Raw genomic sequence first — 18,705 nt, 5'->3', positions numbered from 1 at the left:
AGCGTAGCCGGGGCTACGGTGAACGGGTGAGCGACGAAATTCTGCTGGTCAAGACACAGGACCGCATCCGCACCCTGGCCCTCAATCGCCCGCAGGCCCGCAATGCGCTGTCCGGCGCGTTGCGTGCGGCCATCTTCGGCGCGCTGGCCGATGCTGACGCCGACACACGCGTCGACGTGCTGATCCTGACGGGTGCCGATCCGGCTTTCTGCGCCGGGTTGGACCTCAAGGAGTTCGGCGAATCCACTGGACTGACAGACATTTCCCCACAGTGGCCACCGATGACCAAGCCGGTGATCGGTGCCATCAACGGTGCGGCAGTCACCGGCGGGCTCGAGTTGGCGCTGTATTGCGACGTCCTGATCGCCTCGGAGCAGGCCCGATTCGCCGATACCCACGCCCGCGTCGGTTTGCTGCCGTCCTGGGGCCTTAGTGTCCGACTCCCCCAGAAGGTCGGCGTGGGCTTGGCTCGCCGGATGAGCCTGACCGGCGATTACCTGTCGGCGACCGACGCGCTGCGGGCCGGGTTGGTCACCGAAGTGGTGCCCCACGACGAGCTGCTGCCCGCGGCGCTGCGGGTGGCGGCGTCGATCGTCGGCAACAACCAGGCCGCGGTGCGTGCGCTGCTGGCCTCCTATCACCGCATCGACGAGTCGCAGACCGCTACCGGGCTGTGGATGGAGGCGATGGCGGCAAAGCAGTGGTTACAGACCGTGACCGGAGCCGACGTCGCCGCCAACCGGGCTGCCGTACTGGAACGTGGGCGGGCCCAGGTGCAGTGACAAAACACGTCCCGGACGGCGCTTGCGCGCTGCCCGGGACGTGTTTGTTGAGGCGAACTGCTAGAAGTCGAGCCCCAGGAACGCAGCGCCCGGGTCCATCAATGCCGAGGCGTCGAAGCCACCGAACAACCCGCTCAGGTCGAAGTCACCGAACGGGGTGACGAACGTGTCGGTGATGGTGCTGTCGGCGCCGTCCAGCCCGGGGATGGCGGAGTAGACGTTGGCGAAACCGCTACCGAGGTTCAAAACGCTGTACACCGAACCGACCTCAGGCAGGTCCGCTGCGTCGTCATCACCGGGGGTCACGCTGTCGATGACGAACTCCGTGGTGGTCAGGCCCAACAACTGGGTGACGGTCTCCTGCGCGTGCGCTGTACCGAGCAGCTCGGTGCCGTCGTAGATGTTGAAGTCCTGCGCCGTGATCGGGAGCGGGAAGTAGGTGCCCCCGAGGTCGAGGCCGGGGGTGCCGCCGCCGATGTTGAGGAACGGCAGCGCACCGACGGTCTGGAAGACCGGCGCGAATCCCGAGGCGGCGTCGGCTCCAGATCCGGTGAACGGGTCGAAGGTGGTGCCGCCGATGGTGAAGGCGTCCTCGCCCACGGCACTGTCGCTCAGCGCGCCGAACGCGGCTCCCGGGTCCATCGAGATCCCGGTGGCCATGCCGCTGAAGAGCCAGCTCAGGTCCATGCTGCCGAACGGGGTGACGAACGTGTCGGTGACGGTGCCGTTTTCGCCCGGGGTGGCGACGTAGACGTTCGCGAACCCGCCACCGAAGTTGAACGCGTCGTAGATCGTCCCCGCAGCCGGCAGGCCGTCGGCGGTGTCCGAACCGTCGGTGACGACGAGCTGGGTGTTGGTCATGCCCAACAGGTTGGTCACGTCCACCGAGGTGTTGATGGTGCCGATCTGTGTGGCGTCGTCACCGGTGCCGCTGTACACGTTGAAGTCCTGGGAGGCCAGCCCATTGCCTTGGTGGCTCGGGTCACCCAACGATGCACCGCCGATGGCCAGCAACGGCGCCGCGCCGCCGAGTGCGGTGATCGGCGAGAAACCCTCCTGCGCCGCGTCGCCGGTTCCGGTGAACGGGTCCAGGGTCAGGCCACCGATGGCGAAGGCGTCCTCGCCGCCTCCCGACGCCCCGGCCTGCAGCGCGGCGAAGGCGTCGCCCGGCTGCAGCGGGTCCGCCGCGTTGAAGCCGGCGAACATCGAGCTCAGGTCCATGCTGCCCCAGGGCGTCACGAAGGTGTCGGTGACAGTTCCGTCCTCGCCGGGGGTGGCAACGTAAACGTTCGCAAAGCCGCCGCCGAGGTTGAAGACGTCATAGACCGAACCCGTCACCGGCAGGTCCGCCGCCGAACCACCGGATGCGGCGGTGACATCGGTGACGGTGAACTGGGTGTTGGACAGACCCGCCAGGTTGGTGACGACCACACTGGAGTTAATGCTGCCCAGGCTGGTGCCGTCGGCACCGAATACCTCGAAGTTCTGGGGAGCGGTAGGCAGCAGCCCACCGGGGCTTCCGCCGCCCAAGGTCAGCAGTGGCGCGGAGCCGGTGAGCGGGTGCACCAGGGAGAAGCCCTCCGCACCGGTGGCATCGTTGAAGGGATCAAACGTGTATCCGCCAATGGTGAAGGCGTCGGCACCGGTGGCACTCGGCACGACAACATCGTCACCCGGGCCCGCCACGGCGACCGCGGCCTGCAAGAACGCCGCAGTAAGCAACCCACCCCCGGTGGCCAGACCTGCGGCGATCAGTCGGTAGTGCATCATTCTGAGCTTCCCCATCTCCATCGATTTCTCAAGCCAGCGGGTTACACCGCCAGTGCCAGGCGTGTGCAACCGGTAACAACGGACAGAACGCTACCCGCGAGTAACCTAAATGTATAGATAGGCTGTGTAGGTTTTTTCTGTCAATCGGCTGGACAAATGGAACGCCCCTGGCGCGCTGGTGCACGGTTGGCGTGGGACAGCAAACCGGACCTACCCAGGTGGACTTAGCCGTGACACAGAACTCCCGGCCTATCCCCCGTGACCCTGTAGCGACCTCGTTCCGCCGCCGCATCGGCGGCACGGTGATGTGTCATCCCCGAGGGCGCCGCATGGCCGTTTGGCCGGCACTGGGCTGGCTGATCTGCGTGGTTGCCTTCGTGGCCGACGGGTTCCTGTTGAACGCCGGCGTGGCCGGTTGAGACCTCGTCGACTAGCCGATCGGCCGAAGGATCCGGCACGGACTTCCCGCCGCGAGCACACCGGCCGGCAAATCGCGGGTCACCACGCTGCCGGCGCCCACGACCGTGTCGGCTCCGATCGTCACGCCGGGGCACACGATCACCCCTGCCGCCAGCCACACGTTGTCGCCAAGGGTGATCGGAGCGGCCGATTCCCAGCCGGCCCGCCGTGCCTCGATGTCATCGATCGGATGCAGCGCCGTCAGCAGTTGGGCACGGGGTCCGATCGACACGTGGTCGCCGATGGTGATGGGTGCGCAGTCCAGAAAGACCGCGTCGTAGTTGACGAAACAGTTGGCGCCGATGCTGATGTATATCCCGTAGTCACAAGAGAATCGGGGCAAAATCTCCGAGTTCGCCCCGATTGATCCGAGCAGTTCGCCCAGCAGCTCACGGCGGGTGTCTTCGTCGTCCGGCCCGACGGCGTTGAACGCCGCCACCACGCGCTGACATGCTCGCCGGCCGGCGACCAGGTCCGGGTCATCGGGCCGATACAGCGCCCCATGCAGCATCCGCTCTCGCTGACCGCTCACGCCAGCCGATCCTACGGCCGTCCGGCACGCACCCAGTGTCCAGACAGTGCCCGCCACCCGACGAACAGCAACCGCAGCACCAGAGAAGCGGTCAGTCCCGACCAGATTCCGGCAAGGCCCCAGCCGAAGGCCAACGACAGCCACACCAGCGGCAGGAAACCGACCAGCGCGCTGATTACGGTGGCGGTGCGCATGAACGCCGTGTCACCGGCTCCGAGCAACACTCCGTCGAGCGCGAAAACGATTCCGGCAATGGGCAATTGGGCCACTAGAAACCACCAAGGCACCCCGATCGCGGCCAGCACCGCATCGTCGTTGGTGAACAATCCCGGCAGGAGGCGCGCACCGAGGGCCAATACCCCTGCCAATGCGGCAGCAGCAACCAAGGAGAACACCGTGACCCGACCGGCCACCACCTTGGCGTGTCGGACGTCCGATGCGCCCAGCGCCGCGCCCACTAACGCCTGCGCGGCGATCGCCAGCGAATCAAGGGCCAACGCCAGGAAGTTGAACAGCTGCAACACGATCTGATGGGCAGCCAACGCTGCGGCCCCGAATCGCGCCGCGACCGCAGCGGCCGAAACGAAGCTGGCCTGAAATGCCAGCGAGCGCGCGATGAGATCGCGTCCCATGATCAGTTGCGCCCGCAGAATGCCGCCATCGAGCTTGAATGACACCGGTTCGGAGCGCAGGGCACGCAGGAACAACAGCGCGGCAAGCCACTGGCCCGCACAGTTGGCCACCGCCGAGCCGGCCAGGCCCCAGCGCGGCATGCCCAGCCCGCCGAAGACCAGCAGCGGGCACAACAGCGCCGAAAGCGCGAAGCCGGCAACCACATAACGTGGCGGCCGCGCCGTGTCCTGCACCCCGCGCAGCCATCCGTTGCCCGCCAGCGACACCAGAATTGCCGGTGCACCAAAAATGGCAATCCGCAGCCACGCCCACGCGGCTTGCGCGATGCTGTCACGTCCGGCAATGGTCGAGACCAGCGGCTCCCCCACCGCCTGCACCGCCAGCACGACGAGCACGCCCAGGCCAAGGGCCAGCCAGGTGGCCTGTACTCCCTCGGCGACCGCGGCAGAGCGATCGCCGGCACCGAAATGCCGCGACGATCGCGCCGTCGTTCCGTAGGACAGGAAGGTGGCCTGCGAGGCGACCAGACTCAGGACCATCCCGCCGATCGCGAGCCCAGCCAGGCCCAGGGCGCCGAGCCGGCCGACCACCGCGGTGTCGAACAACAGATACAGCGGTTCAGCGGCCAACACCACCAGCGCCGGCAGGGCCAACGCCGCGATCTGGGGGTACCTCCCGCTTGCGCGAGACTTTGCCCCGGCGCCGGAATCGTCAGCCAAGGCCGGCAACCAGCGCGGCAACCACGTCCGCTGCCGTGCCGGTGACCGTGTATCCAGCGGCCAGGCGGTGACCGCCGCCGCCGAAAGCCACGGCCACGGCGCTCAGGTCCACCGCCGACTTGGCACGCATCGACACTGCCCAGCACCCCGGCTCGGTCTCCTTGAACACCGCCGCCACCTCAGCCTGCGCGGTGGTGCGCACGATGTCGACGATGCTCTCCACCTCCTCGGGCCGCGCCGCGGTCCACTCGGCATGGTCGACCACCGCATAGACCAGCCCGCGCCCACCCGCCGCGTCCGGCAGCAGTTGCGCGCCCGCCAGCACCCGCGACAGCATCGTCAGCCAGCCGAACGGATGGGTGTCCATGACGGTCCGGGCGACCGCCGCGTTGTCGACTCCGGCGTCCACCAGGCGCGCCGCCAGCCGATGCGCGCGGGGACTGGCCCACCGGAACGACCCGGTGTCGGTGGCCAGCCCCGCATACAGGCAGTGCGCCACGTCGGCGTCTATCGGCTCGCCCCAGGCGTCGATCAGTTCAGCCACCATCATCGTCGTCGAATCCGCCGATGCATCAATGAAATTGGCCGTACCGAATAACTGGTTCGAAGCATGATGGTCGATCACCAGCAGCTCGCGTCCGACTGCCAGCTGCCCCAGCTCCCCGAGCCGATCCGTGCTCGAGACGTCGACGGTCACCACCAGATCGACGTCGCGACGCATCACGTCGGCGGCGACCAGCAGATCGCCGCCCGGCAACGACTGCAGCGACTGCGGAAGTGCCGCCGGCCGAGCAAAACTGACTTCGACGGCCTTGCCGCGCCGTCGCAGGACCGAGGCCAGCGCCAGCCCCGCGCCGATGGTGTCGGCGTCGGGATGCACATGACAGATCACCGCCAGCGTGTTCGCGCCCGCCAGCAGTTCCACGGCTTCGGCGGCGTCCACCCGCCGACTCGTGGGCAGCGGGTCAGTCGCCCGACTGCTCACCGTCACCGCTGTCGTCGGCATCGGTTTGCCCCGGTGCCTCGCGATACGGGTTGGCGTCCCCGACCGGTTTCTTGCCCTCCCGTATCCGGGCCAGGTCGGCGTCGGCGGCTTGGGCTGCGGCCAGCAGTTCCGACATCCGATGGGCGGCATCGGGCACGGTGTCCCGCACGAACGTCAGGGTCGGGGTGAACCGCACCCCGGTGCCTGCGCCCACCTTGGACCGCAGCACCCCCTTGGCGCCCTCCAGCGCGGCAGCGGCACCGCCGTAGTCGGGGTCGTCTTCCAGGGATCGGCCCAGCACCGTGTAGTACAGGGTCGCGTCGTGCAGGTCAGCGGTCACCTTCGCGTCGGTGATCGTCACGCCGGCCAGCCGCGGATCCTTGATCTCATACTCGATCGCCGAGGCGACGATCGTGGAGATCCGCTTGGCCAGCCGGCGTGCCCGTGCCGGATCAGCCACTACGTCCGAGCCTTCTCGACGAGCTCGTAGGCCTGGATGACGTCGCCTTCCTTGATGTCGTTGTAGGTCAGCGTCAGACCACACTCGTAGCCGTCGCGGACCTCGGTGACATCGTCCTTCTCCCGCCGCAGCGAGGAGATCGTGACGGTCTCGGCGATCACCACGTTGTCACGCAGCAACCGCGCCTTGGCGTTGCGGCGCATGATGCCCGAAGTGACCAGGCAGCCCGCGATGTTGCCCACCTTGGAGGAACGGAACATGGCGCGAATCTCGGCACGCCCCAGCTCCTTCTCCTCGTAGATCGGCTTGAGCATGCCCTTGAGCGCACTCTCGATCTCTTCGATGGCTTGGTAAATGACCGAGTAGTACCGGATCTCCACACCCTCGCGGTTGGCCAGCTCGGTGGCCTTGCCCTCCGCACGCACGTTGAACCCGATGATGATCGCGTCCGACGCCGATGCCAGGTTGACGTTGGTCTCGGTGATGCCACCGACACCGCGGTCGATCACCCGCAGCTGCACCTCGTCGTCGATCTGGATTCCCATCAAGGCCTCTTCCAGCGCCTCGACGGTACCGGCGTTGTCGCCCTTGAGGATCAGGTTCAGCTGACTGGTTTCCTTCAGCGCCGAGTCCAGGTCCTCCAGGGAGATCCGCTTGCGCGAGCGCGCGGCCAGCGCGTTGCGCTTGCGGGCGTTGCGCTTGTCGGCGATCTGGCGAGCGATCCGGTCCTCGTCGACAACCAGCAGGTTGTCACCGGCACCGGGCACCGAGGTGAACCCGATGACCTGCACCGGCCGCGACGGGGTCGCCTCTTCGACGTCCTCGCCGTGTTCGTCGACCATCCGACGGACTCGGCCGTAGGCGTCGCCGGCGACGATCGAGTCGCCGACCCGCAGCGTGCCGCGCTGGATCAGCACGGTGGCCACCGGGCCGCGACCACGGTCCAAGTGCGCCTCGATCGCCACACCCTGGGCCTCCATGTCGGGGTTGGCCCGCAGATCCAGGGCGGCGTCGGCGGTCAGCAGCACCGCCTCCTCTAGCGCGGCGATGTTGGTGCCCTGCTTGGCGGAGATGTCGACGAACATGGTGTCGCCACCGAAGTCCTCGGCGACCAGGCCGTACTCGGTGAGCTGCCCGCGGATCTTGGCCGGGTCGGCACCTTCCTTGTCGATCTTGTTGACCGCCACCACGATCGGCACGTCGGCCGCCTGGGCGTGGTTGATCGCCTCCACCGTCTGGGGCATCACGCCGTCATCGGCGGCCACCACCAGGATCGCGATGTCGGTGGCCTTGGCACCACGGGCACGCATGGCGGTGAAGGCCTCGTGACCCGGGGTGTCGATGAACGTGATCAGGCGCTCGGAGCCGTCGAAGTCGACGCCCACCTGGTAGGCGCCGATGTGCTGGGTGATGCCACCGGCCTCGCCCTCGCGGACGTTGGCCTTGCGAATCGTGTCGAGCAGGCGGGTCTTGCCGTGGTCGACGTGACCCATCACGGTGACCACCGGCGGGCGGCTCTGCAGGTCCTCCTCGCCGCCCTCATCCTCGCCATAGGTCAGGTCGAAGGACTCCAGCAGCTCGCGGTCCTCGTCCTCGGGCGAGACGACCTGCACGACGAAGTTCATCTCGCTGCCCAGCAGCTCCAGCGTCTCGTCGCCGACCGACTGGGTGGCGGTGACCATCTCACCGAGGTTGAACAGCGCCTGCACCAGGGCAGCCGGGTTGGCGTTGATCTTGTCGGCGAAGTCGGACAGCGATGCGCCGCGGGCCAGCCGGATGGTCTCGCCGTTGCCGTGCGGCAACCGCACGCCACCGACGACCGGTGCCTGCATGTTCTCGTATTCGGCGCGTTTCGCCCGCTTCGACTTGCGTCCCCGCTTAGGTGCACCGCCGGGCCTACCGAACGCGCCGGCCGCGCCACCGCGCTGGCCGGGACGACCTCCGCCGCCACCACCGGGACGGCCCCGGAAACCTCCGGCGCCGGCGCCTGCGGGGCCACCCGCACCGCCGGGACCGCCGGCTCCGCCACCGCGGTAGTTACCGCCCGGACCGCCGCCGGGACCGCCAGGACGGCCTCCGGGGCCCCCGGGGCGGCCACCGCCGCCGGGCCGCGGCGGACCACCGGGACGTGCCGGGCGACCCTGTGCGCCGAAGTTGCTGCTGCGTCCGGGCATGTTGCCCGGCGTCGCTCCGCCGCCGGGGCGGGGCATGCCGGGTCGGGGGGCTCCGCCGGGGCGGGGCGCCTGCGGGTGCGGACGCGGAATGGCGCGCTCGACCGGCTGCGCCGAGGAGAACGGGTTGTTGCCGACACGCGGGGTGCGGGCGCCGGGCTTGGGGCCCGGTGCTGCCGGCCGGGGGCCGGGAGCGGGCGGAGCCGCCGGGGAGGCTGCTGCAGCTGCCGGCGGCGGGGTCTCGGCCGCTGGGGCTGCCGGAGCGGCCGGAGCCACTGCAGCTGCGGGAGCCGCCGGCTTTGCGGCGGCGGGAGCGGCGGGAGCGGCGGGCTTTGCGGCCGCACCGTCAGCCGCAGGGGCCGGTGCCGGCTTCGCCGGTCCCGGTGTTGCCGCCGGGGCCGGAGCGGCCTTGGCGGGCGCTGGGGCCGCGGGCGCTTCGGCCTTCGGCGCGGGCTTGCCGCCGCCGAAGGACTCGCGCAGCCGCCGCGCGACGGGGGCTTCCACGGTTGAGGATGCCGACTTGACGAATTCGCCCTGCTCGCTCAGGCGGGCGAGAACTTCCTTGCTGGTGACACCGAGTTCCTTGGCCAACTCGTGTACGCGGGCCTTTGCCACTACATCTCCTGTCTATGAGGCGACAGCGGTGGTGGGCCGCGCCTCGGGTTTAGCTATGACGCATGGTCATCGGGACTTCACGGTGTGCTCATGTTCTTCGCTACCTGTTCTGTTGCCCGGGGCGGTGAGCCGATCTTCGAATCCTTCGAAGTACTCCTCCACCCCGGATACATCCGGGGAACCGCTGATCCGCAGCGCGCGCACGAATGCCCGTCTCCGAATCGCCGCGTGCAGGCACTCCGATGCGGGATGCAACCACGCACCCCGCCCCGGTTGCTTGCCCGCGCGGTCAATGATCACGGCGCCGTTGCCGTTCTCCGTTGACACCGCGACCACCCGAAGCAATTCGACGGTCAACGCACGTTTCCGGCATCCGACACACGTGCGCACCGGTCCATCTGGGGAACGGTGCGTCCGCGAGGCGGTTGTCGAAGTCTCGCGCTGGATCACGGCTCAGTCTACCCATACAACGGCGATGACCCGAACCACCCGAATGGAACCGCCGCATAGGCCCGGCGGTTCAGCGAGGCTCGACGCAGGAGAGCCGAAGCTGGAACCGCCGCACAGGCCCGGCGGTGCACTACTGGCGCGCTGGTCGCATCCCGCTCAGGCTTCGTGGGCCACGCCCTGACCGGCCTCACGCTCGGCGCCATTGGTGCCGGGCTCCGGGACGTCGCTGCGGATATCGATGCGCCAACCGGTCAGCCGGGCCGCCAGCCGGGCGTTCTGGCCTTCCTTGCCGATGGCCAAGGACAGCTGGAAGTCCGGCACCACCACGCGCGCGGCCCGGGCAGCCTGGTCGATCACCGTCACCGACATCACCTTGGCGGGTGACAGCGCGTTGCCGACGAAGCGCGCCGGGTCCTCGTCGTAGTCGATGATGTCGATCTTCTCGCCGGCCAGTTCGCTCATCACGTTGCGCACACGCTGGCCCATCGGGCCGATGCAGGCGCCCTTGGCGTTGAGTCCGGGAACTTGCGAGGCCACCGCGATCTTGGATCGGTGGCCGGCCTCGCGGGCGACCGCGACGATCTCCACCGACCCATCGGCGATCTCGGGGACCTCCAGGGCGAACAGCTTGCGCACCAGATTCGGGTGGGTACGCGACAGCTCGATCCGCGGCTCGCGCAGGCCCCGAGTCACACCGATCACGTAGCAGCGCAGCCGGTCGCCGTGCTCGTAGGCCTCACCGGGTGCCTGCTCTGCGGGGCGGATGACGCCGTCGAAGCCCTTCGCCTCGGTACCGAGTCGCACCACGATGACACCGCGCGCATTCTCCCGGGCGTCGCGCTGGACGACTCCGGCGACGATGTCGCCCTCCCGCGCCGAGAATTCTCCGTAGGCCTTCTCGTTCTCGGCATCCCGCAACCGCTGCAGGATCACCTGGCGGGCCGTGGTCGCCGCGATCCGCCCGAAGCCCTCGGGCGTGTCGTCGTATTCGCTGATCACGTTGCCGTCGTCGTCGGTCTCGCGAGCCAGCACCCGCACCACGCCGGTCTTGCGGTCGACATCGATTACCGCGTCGGCCTGATGACCTTCGGTGTGGCGGTATGCGGTGAGCAACGCCGATTTGATCGTGTCCACGACCACGTCAACCGAGATGCCCTTGTCTGCCTCGATCGCATGCAGCGCGGCCATGTCGATGTTCATTGGCGCCACTCCTCTCCGTCGCTACGTCCCGCTAGCCGCTGACCGGCTGGGGGTGCCCCCACCGCATCGTCGCCGGCGCAGTTCATGCTCCGGCCTCCGTTCCGGCCTCGGGGTCCTTGATGCCCGCCAATTCCAACTCACGTTCGCTCGGCGGCGAGAATTCGACTTGCACCACCGCTCGACTGATTTCGCTCAGTGGCACACGGCGACGGTTCCAGTCCCTCCCGGCACGCACCACCAGCGTCAGGATGTCGTCATCGACGACGCCCAGTCGACCGGTCAGACCCGACCCGTCGGACAGCGTCAGCTCAACTTTGCGACCGTGCGCGCGCCGAAAATGCTTCGCGGAGGTCAGCGGCCGGCCCACGCCGGGCGAGCTGACCTCCAGCACGTACTGATTGTCGAATTCCAGGGTGTCGAGCAAGTCCGACGCCGAGCGGGCCAACGCCGCGGCGGTGTCCAGATCAAGTGGGGTGTCGCCGTCGGCGACCACGGTGATTCGCGGCAGCGGGTCCTGATCGTCGACGACGACGTCTTCGATCTCGAATCCGGCGCGGGTGAACTCAGCATCGAGCAGCTCGATCACCTGTGTCTGGGAAGGTAGCCCGGTGGCCACGGCGAGCTCCTCATCTTGAGTTGTTCAGTCGGCGCGTTCCCACGCGCCAGGCGCGGCCGGGAACCAGTTATCAACGATACGCCGTGGGAAACATAGCCACAGCAAACCGGCAAAAGCGCCCGTCAGCGTACCTTGGCCCGCTCGCGGCCACGTCGCGTCCCTGCCGCACGGTCGCAATGGCAGGATGTCAGGGTGCCCGGCCCCCTGTCCGCCATCGACCGACGGCGCATGCTCACCGGTGCCGGGATGCTCGCCCTGCTGGCCGTTGCGGCGCCGGCCTGCGGCTCAGCTCCAACGGCACCCCTCGTCGACGACCTGGAAGCGCAGCGACAGCTGGCACTGCGCGACAGCGAGCTGGCCACCGCAGCCGCCACCGCACTGACCGACCCGGAGTCCAAGGCGCTGGCCGCGGCACTGGATCAGGTGTCGCAGGAGCGAACCGACCATGCCCGAGCGCTGGCGGCCGAGATCGCCCGCGCCGCCGGAAGGACGCCGGCGGACGAGACCGAAACCACCACGCCCAGTGCCGCGCCGGACGCGCCCGCTCCGACGGTCTCGCAGGTGATCAGCGCGTTGCGGGCCGCCGCCGACGGCGCCGGGAAGCTGGCGGTCGCCTCGTCGGGTTACCGGGCCGGGCTGCTGGCCTCCATCGCCGCGGCCTGCACGGCCTCCTACGCAGTCGCCCTGGTGATGCAGGCATGACATCTCCCGAACCCCGCCCGGCATCGGGCCCTGACGCGGCCCTGACCGATGCCCTGGCCACCGAACACGGAGTCGTCTACGGCTACGGGCTGGTGTCGGCGTACTCACTGCCGGAATTCAACGATCTGGTGGTCACCACCATCCGTCAGCACCGCGAACGCCGGGATCGCACCATCGCGATCCTGACCAGCCGCTCGGTTGCCGTCCCGCCCGCCGCGGCTGGATACCAGTTGCCCATGTCGGTGACTACGTCCAACGATGCCCTGCGGCTGGCGGTCCGGATGGAAAACGACACTGCGGCGGCCTGGCGCGCGGTCGTCGAACAGGCCAGCGATGCCGCCGACCGGGAATTCGCGGCGACCGCGCTCGGCCAGAGCGCCGTGCTGGCCGCGCACTGGAACCGCGCGCTGGGGAATTGGCCGATCACCCAGGCTTTCCCGGGCGGCCAGGACTGAACTAGCCGACCTGCCCGCGGATCGCGGCAAGGACCTGCCCGGCCAGCTCGGCGCCGACAGCAAGTTCCCGCTTCTCCTCGGAGAAACGGTCCCGCAGTTCGACGACCCCGTCGGCCCAACCGCGGCCGACCACCACCACCACCGGCATGCCGAGCAGCTCGGCGTCCTTGAACTTCACTCCAGGTGACGCGGTGCGGTCGTCGAAGAGCACCTCCAGACCGAGCCGGTCCAGTTCGGCTACCAGTTCGGTGGCCCCGGCGCGCGCGGCCTCGTCCTTGTTGGCGATCACCACGTGTACGTCGAACGGGGCGACCTGCGAGGGCCAACGCAGGCCCAGCTCGTCGTGCTGCTGTTCGGCGATGACAGCCACCAGCCGGGAGACGCCGACGCCGTAGGAACCCATGGTGAGCCGCACCGGACGGCCATCCTCGCCGAGGACGTCAACCGCAAACGCGTCGGTGTACTTGCGGCCGAGCTGGAAGATGTGAGCGATCTCGATGCCCCGGGCGCTGACCAGCGGGCCGGCCCCATCCGGTGACGGGTCCCCGTCACGGACCTCGGCGGCCTCAATGGTGCCGTCGGCGTGGAAGTCACGCCCGGCGACCAGCCCCACGACGTGCTTGCCGGGGGCGTCGGCGCCGGTGATCCAGCTGGTGCCGTCTACCACACGCGGGTCGACCAGGTAGCGCACTCCGTTGTCCTGCAGCGCCTTCGGACCGATGTAGCCCTTCACCAGGAACGGGTGTTTGGCGAAGTCGCCGTCGCCGAGCAGTGCGTACTCGGCGGGTTCGAGCGCCGCGCCGAGCCGCTTCTCGTCGATCTCGCGGTCGCCGGGGACCCCGATGCCCAGCAGCTCCCAGTCACCGTCGGGCTGGCGGACCTTGAGCAGCACGTTCTTGAGGGTGTCGGCGGCGGTGACAGGGCGACTGACGCCCAGATCAGCAGAGTTGGCCCACTCCACCAGGGTGGCGATCGTCGGGGTGTCACCGGTGTCGTGCACCTGCGGCTCAGGCAAGCCGTCGACCGACTGTGGCTCGGGGCGGGCAGTGGTCACCGCTTCGACGTTGGCGGCATAGCCGGACTCGAGGCATCGCACGAAGGTGTCTTCACCGACCGCGCTCTCGGCGAGGAATTCCTCGGAGGCCGATCCGCCCATGGCGCCCGACACCGCGGAGACGATCACATACCGCACGCCGAGCCGGTCGAAGATCTTCTGATAGGCCACCCGGTGCGCATCGTAGGCGGTGGCCAGACCGGAGTCGTTGACGTCGAAAGAATAGGAGTCCTTCATGACGAATTCGCGGCCGCGCAGGATGCCGGCCCGCGGCCGGGCCTCATCGCGGTATTTGGTCTGGATTTGATACAGCACCACCGGGAAGTCCTTGTAGGAGTTGTACTCCCCCTTGACCGTCAGGGTGAACAGTTCCTCGTGGGTGGGACCCAACAGGTAGTCGTTGTCGCGGCGGTCCTTGAGCCGGAACAGGCCGTCGCCGTATTCGGTCCAGCGGTTGGTGGTCTCATACGGTGCGCGCGGCAGCAGCGCCGGGAACAGGATCTCCTGGCCGCCGATGGCGTTCATCTCCTCGCGGACCACTCGCTCGATGTTGCGCAGCACCCGCAGACCTAACGGAAGCCAGCTGTACAGGCCGGGTGCGATCGGCCGGATGTAGCCGGCCCGGATCAGCAGCTTGTGGCTGGGGACTTCGGCATCGGCGGGGTCGTCGCGCAGGGTGCGAAGGAACAGTTCGGACATCCGGGTGATCACAGCCGCAGAGCCTATCGGGACGGCCCTTTTCAGCGGCGAGGCGGGAGGGGCGTGGCATGATCGCGTGATATGCGCATCACCCCGCATGAGCAGGAACGTTTGCTGCTGTCCTACGCCGCGGAGCTGTCGCGGCGGCGTCGTGCTCGGGGCCTACGGCTGAACCATCCCGAAGCCGTCGCGATCATCACCGACCACATTCTCGAGGGCGCGCGTGACGGGCGAACCGTCGCCGAGCTGATGGCCAGCGCGCGCGAAGTACTCGGGCGCGATGACGTCATGGAGGGCGTTCCCGAGATGCTGGATCTGGTACAGGCCGAGGCCACGTTCCCGGATGGCACCAAGCTGGTCTCCGTGCACCATCCGATCGGCTGACGGTGATACCCGGCGAGATCCTGTTCGGCCCCGGCGAGATCGAGATCAACCCGGGCGCCGAGCGGTTGGAAGTGCAGATCGTCAATACCGGCGACCGCCCGGTCCAGGTCGGCAGTCACGTCCACCTGCCTCAGGCCAACACCGCGCTGTCGTTCGATCGGGCCGCGGCCCACGGTCGCCGGCTGGATATCCCGGCCGGCACCTCGGTTCGCTTCGAGCCGGGGGTTGCTCGCACCGTCTGGGTGATACCGCTGGGCGGACGCCGTGAAGTACCGGGCCTCACGCTGACCCCGCCGGGAAGGTTGGACGACTGATGGCGCGATTGTCCCGAGCGCACTATGCGCAACTGTTCGGGCCGACCACCGGCGACCGGATCAGGCTGGCCGACACCGACTTGCTGGTGGAGATCACTGAAGACCGCAGCGGCGGGCCCGGGCACGCCGGCGACGAGGCAATCTTCGGCGGCGGCAAGGTGCTGCGCGAATCGATGGGTCAGGGTCGGGCGACCCGAGCCGACGGCGCGCCCGACACCGTCATCACCGGAGCGGTCATCATCGACCATTGGGGAATCATCAAAGCCGACATCGGGATTCGCGACGGGCGCATCGTCGGGATCGGCAAGGCCGGAAATCCCGACACAATGGACGGCATCGACCCGGACCTGGTGGTCGGACCGTCGACCGAAATCATCAGCGGCAACGGCCGCATCGTCACCGCCGGGGCGGTCGACTGCCACGTCCACCTGATCTGCCCCCAGCAGATTCCCGAGGCGCTCGGTTCCGGGATCACCACCCTCATCGGTGGAGGAACCGGGCCCGCCGAGGGCACCAAAGCCACGACCGTTACCCCCGGCGGCTGGCACCTGGCCCGGATGCTCGAGGCGACGGACGGCTGGCCGATCAACATCGCCCTGCTCGGCCGGGGCAGCACCGCCAATGCCGCGTCGTTGTGGGAGCAGTTACGCGACGGTGCATCGGGTTTCAAGCTGCACGAGGACTGGGGTGCGACGCCGGCGGCCATCGACACCTGCCTGACCGTCGCACAGGCCGCCGGGGTACAGGTGGCGTTGCACACCGACACCCTCAACGAGATGGGCTTCGTCGAGGACACCCTGGCCGCGATAGCCGGCCGACCGATCCACACCTACCACACCGAGGGAGCCGGCGGTGGGCACGCGCCCGACATCATCACCGTCGCAGGACAACCCAACGTGTTGCCCAGTTCTACCAATCCCACCCGCCCGCACACGGTCAACACCCTCGACGAGCATCTCGACATGCTGATGGTCTGCCATCACCTCAATCCCGCGGTTCCCGAAGACCTGGCATTCGCCGAGAGCCGGATCCGGCCGTCGACGATCGCCGCCGAAGACCTGCTGCACGATATGGGCGCGATCTCGATGATCGGCAGCGACTCCCAGGCGATGGGCCGCATCGGCGAGGTCGTGCTGCGTACCTGGCAGACCGCCCACGTGATGAAGCGCCGCCGCGGCTCGTTGATCGGAGACGACGCGGCCGACAACAACCGGGTCCGGCGGTACATAGCGAAATACACCATCTGTCCAGCGATCACCCACGGACTGCACGACGAGATCGGTTCGGTGGAGGTGGGCAAGCTGGCCGATCTGGTGTTGTGGGAGCCGGCATTCTTCGGTGTCCGCCCCCATGCCGTGCTCAAGGGCGGCGCGATCGCCTGGGCTGCGATGGGCGACGCCAACGCGTCGATTCCCACGCCGCAGCCGGTGTTTCCCCGGCCGATGTTCGGCGCCGCACCGAAGACCGCAGCGGCGACGTCGGTGCACTTCGTCTCGCCCCAGGCCATCGAGGCAGGCCTGGCCGAGAAGTTGGCCGTCGAGCGGCGACTGGTTCCGGTGGCCGATGTCCGTGCGTTCGGAAAAGCCCAGTTGCCCCTCAACGATGCCCTGCCCGACATCGCCGTGGACCCCGACACCTTCACCGTGCGCATCGACGGCGAGGTCTGGGAGGAACAACCGGCGGCCGAACTACCTATGGCACAACGCTACTTTCTGTTCTGATGGCTATGTGATGTCTGGGCTCGCGACGTTGCTCACCCTGGCCGATTCTCGACTGCCGGTCGGCGGTCATGTGCATTCCGGCGGCCTGGAGGAGGCGGTCACCAGCGGCCTGGTGACGAATCTGGCCACTCTGGAAGCCTTCTTGGTGCGCCGGGTCCGCAGCCACGGTCTGGTCACCGCCTCGATAGCGGCAGCGGTGCATCGAGGCGATCTCAGCGTCGCCGACGCCGATGAGGAAACCGATGCCCGCACCCCGGCCCCGGCATCCCGGGAGGCGTCGCGCAGCCAGGGCCGCGGCTTGGCGCGATTGGCCCGGCGGGTGTGGCCCAACCCGTGCTGGGATGCACTGGGCACCCGGCCCCACCTTGCCACCGTCGCAGGACTGGTGGGCGCGGTCAGCGCCCTGAGCCCGAACCAGAACGCACTGACGCTGGTGTACACCGCAATGACCAGTTCGGCTACCGCTGCGCAGCGCCTGCTGGCGCTGGATCCGGCCGATGTCGCCGCCGTGACCTTCGGTCTGGCGGACCTGTGCGAGCGTACCGCCGCCGAGGCGACCATCGGCCTAGCAGACCTGTCAGATCCGTTGCTGGACATGCTCGCTCAACGGCACACCACCCGCGAGCGCCCACTGTTTGTTTCGTGAAAGGAGCGTCATGCCACCTCATTTCCTCGACGGTGCGCCGCACACCCATGTCGATAGGCCGAAGCGAGTCCGCAAGCCCGGTGAACCGCTGCGCATCGGCGTGGGCGGTCCGGTCGGGTCGGGCAAGACGGCGCTGGTCGCCGCGCTGTGCCGGCAGTTGCGGGACGAGTTGTCGCTGGCGGTACTGACCAACGACATCTACACCACCGAGGACGCCGACTTCCTGCGTAAGCACGCGGTGCTCCCCGATGACCGGATTTCGGCCGTGCAGACCGGCGGCTGCCCGCACACCGCGATCCGGGATGACATCACCGCGAACCTGGATGCCATCGATGACCTGATGGCCGCGCACAGCGGGCTTGACCTGATTCTGGTCGAGTCCGGTGGCGACAATCTGACGGCGACGTTCTCCTCGGGGCTGATCGACGTACAGATCTTCGTCGTCGATGTGGCCGGTGGCGACAAGGTGCCGCGCAAGGGCGGTCCCGGAGTCACCTACTCAGATCTGTTGGTGGTGAACAAGACCGACCTCGCACCGATGGTGGGCGCAGACTTGCAGGTCATGGCCCGCGACGCCGCCAACGTGCGCGACGGTCGGCCCACGGTGCTGCAGTCGTTGACCGAGGACCCGGCCGCCACCGAGGTCCTCGCCTGGGTCCGCGACCAGTTGCGCGAGCATTCGAATCCTTGATGCATTCCCGCGTCACGGTGATCGCCTGCCCGAACCGGCTGCCGCGCATCGAGTTCGATGGTGGTCTGGCGGCCCGGCGCACCGGGCCCGACAGGGTGCATCTGGTGTCGGCGGCCGCCACTCCCCTGGGCGGCGACGTCATCTCGGTCCGTCTGATCGTGGAGGCCGGTGCCCGGCTGACACTGCGTAGCGCAGCCGCCACCGTGGTGCTGCCGGGTGCCGCCAGCCTGAGCTCGAGCGCGGATTGGCAGATCGAAGTGGCCGGTGTGCTGGACGTCGACCTCGAGCCCACCATCGTCGCCGCCGACGCACGGCATGCCTGTCTCACCGCACTGCACCTCTACGACGACGCCTCGGTGCGCCTGCGCGAGCGGGTACAGATCGGCAGGACCGGGGAGCGGCAGGGCCACTGGTCGGGATCGCTGCGAGCCGACCGGGATTATCGCCCACTGCTGCGCCATCGGATGGAACTCGGGGCAGGCTCGCTGGCCGACGACGCGCTGTACGCACCGCGCGCCACGATCAGCGAATTCAACTATCCCGCACTATGTCCCACCGAGACGGCCGATCCGCGGTGGACGGTTCTCGCACTGGCCGGTGGAGGAACGCTGAGCACCCGCCAGGATGAGCTACTGGGGACCTAGCCG

The 18,705-nt window shown here is 68.4% G+C and carries 19 protein-coding genes; 9 read left to right on the top strand and 10 right to left on the bottom strand.

Annotated elements, in window-relative coordinates:
• The first annotated feature begins 26 nt into the window (after window positions 1-26).
• Window positions 27-782: an enoyl-CoA hydratase gene (locus NM962_15345; protein ID UVO11346.1), complete on the top strand. Its 756-nt coding sequence runs from the start codon at window positions 27-29 to the stop codon at window positions 780-782.
• Window positions 783-842: 60 nt separating this feature from the next.
• On the opposite strand, the gene NM962_15340 is transcribed toward NM962_15345, so the two are convergent.
• The 9 genes from NM962_15340 to rimP all read right to left on the bottom strand — a co-directional run bounded on the left by NM962_15340 (window position 843) and on the right by rimP (window position 11,392).
• Window positions 843-2,552, bottom strand: coding sequence for a hypothetical protein (locus NM962_15340; protein UVO11345.1), 1,710 nt, complete (start codon window positions 2,550-2,552; stop codon window positions 843-845).
• A 430-nt stretch (window positions 2,553-2,982) separates the two neighbouring features.
• Window positions 2,983-3,543, bottom strand: coding sequence for a sugar O-acetyltransferase (locus NM962_15335; GenBank protein ID UVO11344.1), 561 nt, complete (start codon window positions 3,541-3,543; stop codon window positions 2,983-2,985).
• Window positions 3,544-3,554: 11 nt separating this feature from the next.
• Window positions 3,555-4,895 (bottom strand): MATE family efflux transporter, encoded by a 1,341-nt coding sequence (locus NM962_15330; protein ID UVO11343.1) that lies wholly within the window; start codon window positions 4,893-4,895, stop codon window positions 3,555-3,557.
• Window positions 4,888-5,901, bottom strand: coding sequence for a bifunctional oligoribonuclease/PAP phosphatase NrnA (locus NM962_15325; GenBank protein UVO11342.1), 1,014 nt, complete (start codon window positions 5,899-5,901; stop codon window positions 4,888-4,890). The genes NM962_15330 and NM962_15325 overlap by 8 nt, the downstream gene beginning before the upstream one ends.
• Complete coding sequence (rbfA, locus tag NM962_15320) at window positions 5,861-6,340, bottom strand: 30S ribosome-binding factor RbfA (GenBank protein ID UVO11341.1); 480 nt, start codon at window positions 6,338-6,340, stop codon at window positions 5,861-5,863. Before rbfA ends, NM962_15325 begins: the two co-directional genes overlap by 41 nt.
• Window positions 6,340-9,126 (bottom strand): translation initiation factor IF-2, encoded by a 2,787-nt coding sequence (gene infB / locus NM962_15315; GenBank protein UVO11340.1) that lies wholly within the window; start codon window positions 9,124-9,126, stop codon window positions 6,340-6,342. The genes rbfA and infB overlap by 1 nt, the downstream gene beginning before the upstream one ends.
• A 66-nt stretch (window positions 9,127-9,192) precedes the next feature.
• Window positions 9,193-9,576, bottom strand: a complete 384-nt coding sequence (locus NM962_15310) for a YlxR family protein (GenBank protein ID UVO11339.1) — start codon at window positions 9,574-9,576, stop codon at window positions 9,193-9,195.
• 156 nt (window positions 9,577-9,732) lie between these two features.
• Entirely contained in the window at window positions 9,733-10,776 is a 1,044-nt protein-coding gene (gene nusA, locus NM962_15305) for a transcription termination factor NusA (GenBank protein ID UVO11338.1), read from the bottom strand.
• Window positions 10,777-10,858: 82 nt separating this feature from the next.
• On the bottom strand, window positions 10,859-11,392 hold the full coding sequence (gene rimP / locus NM962_15300) for a ribosome maturation factor RimP (protein UVO11337.1): 534 nt from the start codon (window positions 11,390-11,392) through the stop codon (window positions 10,859-10,861).
• 228 nt (window positions 11,393-11,620) lie between these two features.
• On the opposite strand from rimP, the gene NM962_15295 reads away from it, so the two are divergent.
• Complete coding sequence (locus NM962_15295) at window positions 11,621-12,094, top strand: hypothetical protein (GenBank protein ID UVO14757.1); 474 nt, start codon at window positions 11,621-11,623, stop codon at window positions 12,092-12,094.
• Window positions 12,091-12,549, top strand: coding sequence for a ferritin-like domain-containing protein (locus tag NM962_15290; GenBank protein UVO11336.1), 459 nt, complete (start codon window positions 12,091-12,093; stop codon window positions 12,547-12,549). Before NM962_15295 ends, NM962_15290 begins: the two co-directional genes overlap by 4 nt.
• A 1-nt stretch (window position 12,550) precedes the next feature.
• On the opposite strand, the gene NM962_15285 is transcribed toward NM962_15290, so the two are convergent.
• Complete coding sequence (locus tag NM962_15285; protein UVO11335.1) at window positions 12,551-14,314, bottom strand: proline--tRNA ligase; 1,764 nt, start codon at window positions 14,312-14,314, stop codon at window positions 12,551-12,553.
• A gap of 69 nt (window positions 14,315-14,383) precedes the next feature.
• Here NM962_15285 and NM962_15280 point away from each other — a divergent pair, with 69 nt between their 5' ends.
• Genes NM962_15280 through NM962_15255 form a run of 6 tightly spaced genes read left to right on the top strand, consistent with a single transcriptional unit; the run spans window position 14,384 to window position 18,702 of the window.
• Window positions 14,384-14,686, top strand: coding sequence for an urease subunit gamma (locus tag NM962_15280; protein UVO11334.1), 303 nt, complete (start codon window positions 14,384-14,386; stop codon window positions 14,684-14,686).
• 2 nt (window positions 14,687-14,688) lie between these two features.
• On the top strand, window positions 14,689-15,000 hold the full coding sequence (locus NM962_15275) for an urease subunit beta (protein UVO11333.1): 312 nt from the start codon (window positions 14,689-14,691) through the stop codon (window positions 14,998-15,000).
• Entirely contained in the window at window positions 15,000-16,721 is a 1,722-nt protein-coding gene (locus tag NM962_15270; GenBank protein ID UVO11332.1) for an urease subunit alpha, read from the top strand. The genes NM962_15275 and NM962_15270 overlap by 1 nt, the downstream gene beginning before the upstream one ends.
• A gap of 10 nt (window positions 16,722-16,731) precedes the next feature.
• Entirely contained in the window at window positions 16,732-17,367 is a 636-nt protein-coding gene (locus NM962_15265; GenBank protein ID UVO11331.1) for an urease accessory protein UreF, read from the top strand.
• Window positions 17,368-17,377: 10 nt separating this feature from the next.
• Window positions 17,378-18,058 (top strand): urease accessory protein UreG, encoded by a 681-nt coding sequence (gene ureG / locus NM962_15260; GenBank protein ID UVO11330.1) that lies wholly within the window; start codon window positions 17,378-17,380, stop codon window positions 18,056-18,058.
• Window positions 18,058-18,702, top strand: coding sequence for an urease accessory protein UreD (locus NM962_15255; GenBank protein UVO11329.1), 645 nt, complete (start codon window positions 18,058-18,060; stop codon window positions 18,700-18,702). The genes ureG and NM962_15255 overlap by 1 nt, the downstream gene beginning before the upstream one ends.
• Window positions 18,703-18,705: the final 3 nt, after the last annotated feature.

Source organism: Mycobacterium sp. SVM_VP21 (genome assembly GCA_024758765.1).
GTDB lineage: Bacteria > Actinomycetota > Actinomycetes > Mycobacteriales > Mycobacteriaceae > Mycobacterium > Mycobacterium heraklionense_C.
The sequence above is the reverse complement of the archived record's forward strand: the minus strand, read 5'-3'. Positions and strand labels throughout refer to the sequence as shown.